Annotated in this window: 7 protein-coding genes, 1 tRNA gene and 1 pseudogene; 4 read left to right on the forward strand and 5 right to left on the reverse strand. The window is 67.9% G+C overall.

Annotated features, from left to right (window positions below; genetic code table 11):
• The 3 genes from CCN51_RS32295 to CCN51_RS32305 form a co-directional block, all read left to right on the forward strand.
• Positions 1–226, forward strand: a 226-nt coding sequence (locus CCN51_RS32295; RefSeq protein WP_143675948.1) for an alpha/beta hydrolase, incomplete at its 5' end; no start/stop codon positions are given.
• A gap of 118 nt (positions 227–344) precedes the next feature.
• Positions 345–421, forward strand: a tRNA-Thr gene (locus CCN51_RS32300).
• 364 nt (positions 422–785) lie between these two features.
• A complete protein-coding gene (locus CCN51_RS32305) occupies positions 786–1,157 on the forward strand; it encodes an SH3 domain-containing protein (protein WP_238545431.1) in 372 nt (123 codons plus the stop codon).
• A 135-nt stretch (positions 1,158–1,292) separates the two neighbouring features.
• On the opposite strand, the gene CCN51_RS32310 is transcribed toward CCN51_RS32305, so the two are convergent.
• The 3 genes and pseudogenes from CCN51_RS32310 to CCN51_RS55200 all read right to left on the reverse strand — a co-directional run bounded on the left by CCN51_RS32310 (position 1,293) and on the right by CCN51_RS55200 (position 2,619).
• On the reverse strand, positions 1,293–1,514 hold the full coding sequence (locus CCN51_RS32310; protein ID WP_014178447.1) for a DUF397 domain-containing protein: 222 nt from the start codon (positions 1,512–1,514) through the stop codon (positions 1,293–1,295).
• Positions 1,507–1,944, reverse strand: a pseudogene (locus tag CCN51_RS32315) (Scr1 family TA system antitoxin-like transcriptional regulator); the annotation flags it as partial. The gene CCN51_RS32310 and the pseudogene CCN51_RS32315, both read right to left, overlap by 8 nt.
• An 84-nt stretch (positions 1,945–2,028) precedes the next feature.
• Positions 2,029–2,619, reverse strand: coding sequence for a helix-turn-helix domain-containing protein (locus CCN51_RS55200; RefSeq protein ID WP_158104717.1), 591 nt, complete (start codon positions 2,617–2,619; stop codon positions 2,029–2,031).
• A gap of 549 nt (positions 2,620–3,168) precedes the next feature.
• Between CCN51_RS55200 and CCN51_RS32325 the strand changes: the two genes are divergently transcribed.
• A complete protein-coding gene (locus CCN51_RS32325) occupies positions 3,169–3,972 on the forward strand; it encodes a helix-turn-helix domain-containing protein (protein WP_158104718.1) in 804 nt (267 codons plus the stop codon).
• A gap of 74 nt (positions 3,973–4,046) precedes the next feature.
• Here CCN51_RS32325 and CCN51_RS32330 read toward each other — a convergent pair whose 3' ends face one another.
• Both CCN51_RS32330 and CCN51_RS32335 read right to left on the reverse strand, forming a co-directional pair.
• Positions 4,047–4,550, reverse strand: a complete 504-nt coding sequence (locus CCN51_RS32330) for a hypothetical protein (protein WP_086860405.1) — start codon at positions 4,548–4,550, stop codon at positions 4,047–4,049.
• A 26-nt stretch (positions 4,551–4,576) separates the two neighbouring features.
• A partial coding sequence (locus tag CCN51_RS32335; protein ID WP_086860407.1) for a heme ABC transporter ATP-binding protein occupies positions 4,577–5,233 on the reverse strand: 657 nt, incomplete at its 5' end.

Below are 5,233 nucleotides of genomic sequence, written 5' to 3' on the forward strand. Positions count from 1 at the left end.
CGCCAAGGGCGCCGCCCCCATCGTCGTCGTCGGCACCACCCGCGACCCCGCCACTCCTTACACCTGGGCCCGCTCCCTGGCCTCCCAGCTCACCTCCGCCACCCTCCTCACCTACAACGGCGACGGCCACACCGCCTACGGCCGCGGCAGCGCCTGCATCGACACCGCCATCGACACCTACCTCCTGACCGGCACCCCACCCCCCTCTGGCAAACGCTGCAACTGACCTGCGCGTACGTCCCGTACCCGGGCCACCTGGTCGCGGCGATCAACCCCGTACGGAGCACCCCTCGAAACTGTGTAGACTTGTCCGCGCTGCTGATGCCAGTCTGGCCGGGCAGCATGCCGCCTTAGCTCAGTTGGCCAGAGCGACGCACTCGTAATGCGTAGGTCAAGGGTTCGATTCCCTTAGGCGGCTCCACTGGAACCCCAGCTCAGACAGTGTCTGAGCTGGGTCTTTTTATGCCCGGATCAGCCGGGGCGGACTATGGCGTGCCCCGAGTACCCGCCACCTATGAGCCGGCCGCGGCAGGGGAGCATCGAACAAGACACCCGGACGCCTCCATTCCGCCCGCACTTTCCTGCCGGACCAGCCAATCTGCACCCGGGCTGCACAGGAGATATGCAGATCAAGCCGTCATGAACGGTGAAAACCAGCCGGTGCGTGGCGCGCGATCTCCGTGGCTGAAAACGATCTAACCTATCGCTGGCTCCGAACATACGCTCGACGGGCAAATGATCGTGGGACGTCGTCATGAGGGTGACGCCCGCAGAGCAAAGGGAACATGTTGAAGAGAAACAAGATGTGGGCAGCGGTCGCTCTGCCTCTCCTGGCCGGCTCGGCCATCTTGACTGCCGCCCCATCGGCCGGTGCCGCCACCACGGGGACCGCCGCATGCACCCACCCGTCCTGGCGCGACGTGGACACCGGGACCGGCTACCTCCTGAACCGGGACGGCTCCGCGCCGCTGCGCAGCGGCCCGAACGCCGAGTGCTCGACGAACATCACCGTCTTCTCCGGTCGTCTCTCCTACGACTGCTACGTGGTCAACTCCGCAGGCAACACCTGGACCCACGCGCAATATGACGACACCGGGACCAGGGGCTGGATCTGGGACGGCAACCTGAACGACGGCGGAGCGCAGACGCCCTGCTGACGCGATGACGTCTTGAGGCGGGGGTGCCGAACGCTGCTGCCCCCGCTTCTCTGCTGTCGTCGGCGGGGAGGGGACGGCCGGCTTCAGGACGCGCTCGCCAGGGCGGCCATGGGGCGGGCGACATGGCGGGCTGGATCAGGTGGGGAAGTTCCCGTCCTTGAGGGCTGCGAGGAACGACGACCAACTGTCCGCCGGGAAGACGAGGGCGGGGCCGTGGGGGGTCTTGGAGTCGCGGATGGGGACGCCTGAAGGGTAGCCATCCAGGATTTCGACGCAGCTGCCTCCCTCGTTGTTGCTGTACGACGACTTCCGCCAGCCGCTCAGCGCGGCTGCGTCCCGGGATATGTGCTCAGGCATGACGTCCGTACTCCTTCGACGTTGCCCTCATCAGGGCAAGTGACTCCTTCAGCGGCAGCGCGTCGCTCAGCGCGAGAACGTATGCGCCCCTGAGCTGTTCGACCAGTGCAGGGGAGTCGTGCAGCTTGCCGATGGACACACCTTCGCTGTAGGCGGCCGGGGGCTGGTCCTCGAACCACATCAGCGTCAGCATGCTCGACAGCAATACCGCCTCGTCCAGCAGGGCCCACACTACGGGCGTTATTGGGGCGTCGAGGATCTTCGCCCGCTCAAGTCGCGTGACGACAAGCCTGTCGCACTCCTCATCACTCCGTGGGGGGAAGCCGGAGCGCAGGACCGCACGCGCGTACCTTTCCGTTTGCAGGATGCCGGGTACGTAGGACAACGCGAACTCATCGATCACTGTCGCCTGTTGTTCGAGCAGCCGCGCTGGCCGAGTCCGAACCCGACGGCCCCGACAAGCGCGCTCCGCTCCTGACAGAGACCTGAGCCGCACCCGCCGAGCCCGGCCGGGTCACAGGACCTGGAAGTGCCTTTTGCGGTACTCGCCCGGTGAGATGCCGTAGGCCTTCTTGAAGGCTCTGCCGAACACGGCGTCGTCTCGGAAGCCCCAGCGGGCACGGATCACGCCGACGGTTCGTCCGGGGTGGAACGGGTCCGTCAGGTCGGCCCGGCAGTGTTCCAGGCGCTGTTCCTGGAGGAAGCCGCGGACCGTGCGCTTGTCGTGGTTGAAGAGGAGATGCAGGTAGCGTACCGAGATGTGATGCTCTGCGGCGATCTGCTGGGGTGACAGATGTGGTTCGCCGAGATTCCGGATGATGAAAGCCTTGATTTCTTCGAGGAGTTCGGACCTTCGGGGGTGAGGCGACAGCAGTCCGTGTGCCTCGGCCAGGCTCATGAGGAATGCGACCGAGAGATCGACCACGGCCGAGCCGAGCCGTTCGGTCGGAGTCGACTCGAGGCTTTCCCAATGGTCGGCGAGTCCTTCCAGGAATCGGGCCAGGATCATTCCGGGGCCGGGCCTGGGAGGTACGGGTTGGGTTGTCAGGCTTCGCAGGGCATGGTCCGGTATCGGTACCGCGCCGCGAGGGAGGTTCACCACCACGGCTTGTGCCGGGCCGAGAGCCGGAGCAGGGGTCTCGAACGGCCGTGAGCCCTCGTGGAGCGTCAGGGTGCTGGTTTCCGTGGTCTCCGGCTGTGGGCGGCGGGACAGGAGAGAGAGCTGCCATGTCTCCGGAGTTGGGCTCAGGAGCGGGCGGAGTGGGCGTGTTGGTGTTGGTTTGGGGAGATTCATCAACGTAACGCGCACCGGGCCGAGTTCCAGGGCGCGTATCTCATCGGTCGTCTCATGGGGCCGCCTTGCGGTCGTGGGCTCTGAAAAGGAGTCGTGCGCTATCAAGGCCGGAAGGTGCCTTTCGTTCGGCCGAGTCCTGGCCGGGGGCATGCCACAGGACGCGAGCAGTCAGGGAGAGGCGCATGAGCCGGGCGTGGTGGTCGCCCGGGCGCTCGAACGTCAGCCGCGGCGCGGCGCTGACCCCTACACTCTTGACCGCGCAGGGCGTCCCAGGAAGGAAAGGGGCGTCTCATGGGATGTCTTGAGACGCCGCACCAACTCCGGACGGCCGCCCGCATACGGCGCACCGGGGGGCACAGCATGGGGCAACGCAGGTCGGACACCTCGGAAGCGCCCCGTCAGGCGGCTGTCGCTCTGACCTCTTCCGCGGGACGGCGGCTGGCGGGCGAACTGCGGCGAATCAAGCAGGCGTCCGGGCTGAGTTTCGCCAGGCTCGAGGCGCGCACCAACTACAGCCGGGCTTCGCTCGAGCGTTATGTCAACGGCAAGCTGTTCCCCAGCCGCGACGCCGTCGAGGACATCGCACAAGCCTGCGGGGCCGACCCGAGGCCACTGCTGGAACTGTGGGACGACGCGCTGGAGGCCGGTGCCCAGCCGCCACCCGATATGGCATCCCCAGCCGAAGCGGCGACTTCGCCCGAGACGGCGGCTTCTCCCGGCGAGGAGCCTGGGCGCGCCCAGCGCGCTGCTCGGCGGCGCCTGTTCCTGTTCGCGGGGCTGGGGTTGGCGCTCCTGGCCCTCGGCCTTGCCTTACTGCCGTTCAGCCCGTTGAGTCCGTTCGGCTCCGAACCGTCATCCAAGGCCGCTCCGACGAGCGGGTGCCGCGACTACAAGGCGGAAATGCGCGCCTATTCCGTCGGGACGGTCTGTTGGACATCGGCCAGAGCCACGGTGACGGGATATCTGAAGAACCCGGATGGCACCGGCAAAGCGGTGGCCCAGCTGTGTATCTCCAATCAGCCGAACGTCTGCTCGCAGACCATTGATCTGGCTGCCGCGGGGCCGGGCGGCACCTCCCGGTACCGCCGGACGGTCACTCTTCCGGCCGGGCACGGTGTGTGGGTCCGCACCTGCGCGGAGGATCTGTGCACCCAATGGGACTGACAGGAGTTTCTCCGGTACGGCCCGGGGTGTCATTGACGCCAGGCGCACGGTTTTTGACCTCCAGCGCACTCGAATCAGCTGCGCTGACCGTTTCCTATGTCGGCCCGCATGGCCGAGCGCAGAGTGGCCATCGCGTCGATGTACGCGCGGTGGGCGCCGTGCCATTCGGCAGTTCCGGGGGTGTTGTCCTCTGGCGCGCCGGGGCGGCCGAGGGTGACCTCCGCCCTGCCCAGGACGTTCCGCATCGACCGCAGCGAGCGGTAGGCCGTATCGGCGGCGTCGGCCACTGGTGGTGGGCCGACGAGCGCGATCTCGTAATTCAGGGACAGCAGGGAGTGATTGCGCCAGGCGGCCCGAAGGTCGGCTTCGTCCAACGGGGTCTGCTCGCGGATGGCGAGCAGCTGTAGTTCGCTGTCGGTGTTGGTGAGAGCTTCGAGGTAGCGGGCGTACAGCTGCCGCCTGAGTTCGTACTGCTGGTGTCCTCGATCACGTTTTGAGCGAACGGTCTCGCCCAGCAGTGTTGATCCGACTCCAACCACCGCGCCGAGCAGTGTGCTTATGGGCGTAGTCCAGTCCATGAGCCGTAAGCGTAGATCGGACGCGCTCAGGCGCGTTTCGGGATGACGAGCGGTGTGCCCGTGTGGGGGTGGGGCAGGACGTCGACGGGCTGGCGGTAGACGTGGCTGAGCAGGTCGGCCTGGAAGGCTTCGGCGGGTGGGCCTGCCGCGGCGATGCGGCCGTTGTGGAGTACGGCCGTGCGGTGCGCGTAGGCGGCGGCGAGGCCCAGGTCGTGGAGGACGACCACGACGGCGTCACCTGCTGCGGCGCGGCGGCGGCAGATGCGCAGGACCAGTTCCTGGTGGCGTAGGTCGAGGGCGGCAGTCGGTTCGTCGAGGAGGAGCAGGGGCGTCTGTTGGGCGAGGACGCGGGCGAGGGCCACACGGGCCTTTTCGCCGCCGGAGAGGGCGGAGAAGGGGCGGGCGGCGAAGTCGGTGGTCTCGGTCTGGGCCAGCGCGGAGGCGACGACGGTGTCGTCGCGGTCCTCGGCCGGGGTGCCGGCCCAGGGGGCGCGGCCCATGCGTACGACCTCCTCGACGGTGAACGGGAAGGCGAGGGAGGCCGACTGGGGCAGGACGGCGCGGCGGAGGGCCAGTTCGGCGGCGGACCAGGCGGGGGCGTCGCGCCCGCAGATGACGACCTGGCCCCGGTGCGGGGCCAGGTCGGCGGCGAGGGCGGCGAGGAGGGTGGACTTGCCTGCGCC

Source organism: Streptomyces milbemycinicus (assembly GCF_002154605.1).
Taxonomy (GTDB): Bacteria; Actinomycetota; Actinomycetes; order Streptomycetales; family Streptomycetaceae; genus Streptomyces; species Streptomyces milbemycinicus.

Bases quoted from the DNA above. Each gene is read 5' to 3' on its own strand.
- CCN51_RS32310 (WP_014178447.1), bottom strand. From the start codon at position 1,514: ATGCCTGAGCACATATCCCGGGACGCAGCCGCGCTGAGCGGCTGGCGG.
- CCN51_RS32325 (WP_158104718.1), top strand. From the start codon at position 3,169: ATGGGGCAACGCAGGTCGGACACCTCGGAAGCGCCCCGTCAGGCGGCT.
- CCN51_RS32305 (WP_238545431.1), top strand. From the start codon at position 786: ATGTTGAAGAGAAACAAGATGTGGGCAGCGGTCGCTCTGCCTCTCCTG.
- CCN51_RS32330 (WP_086860405.1), bottom strand. From the start codon at position 4,550: ATGGACTGGACTACGCCCATAAGCACACTGCTCGGCGCGGTGGTTGGA.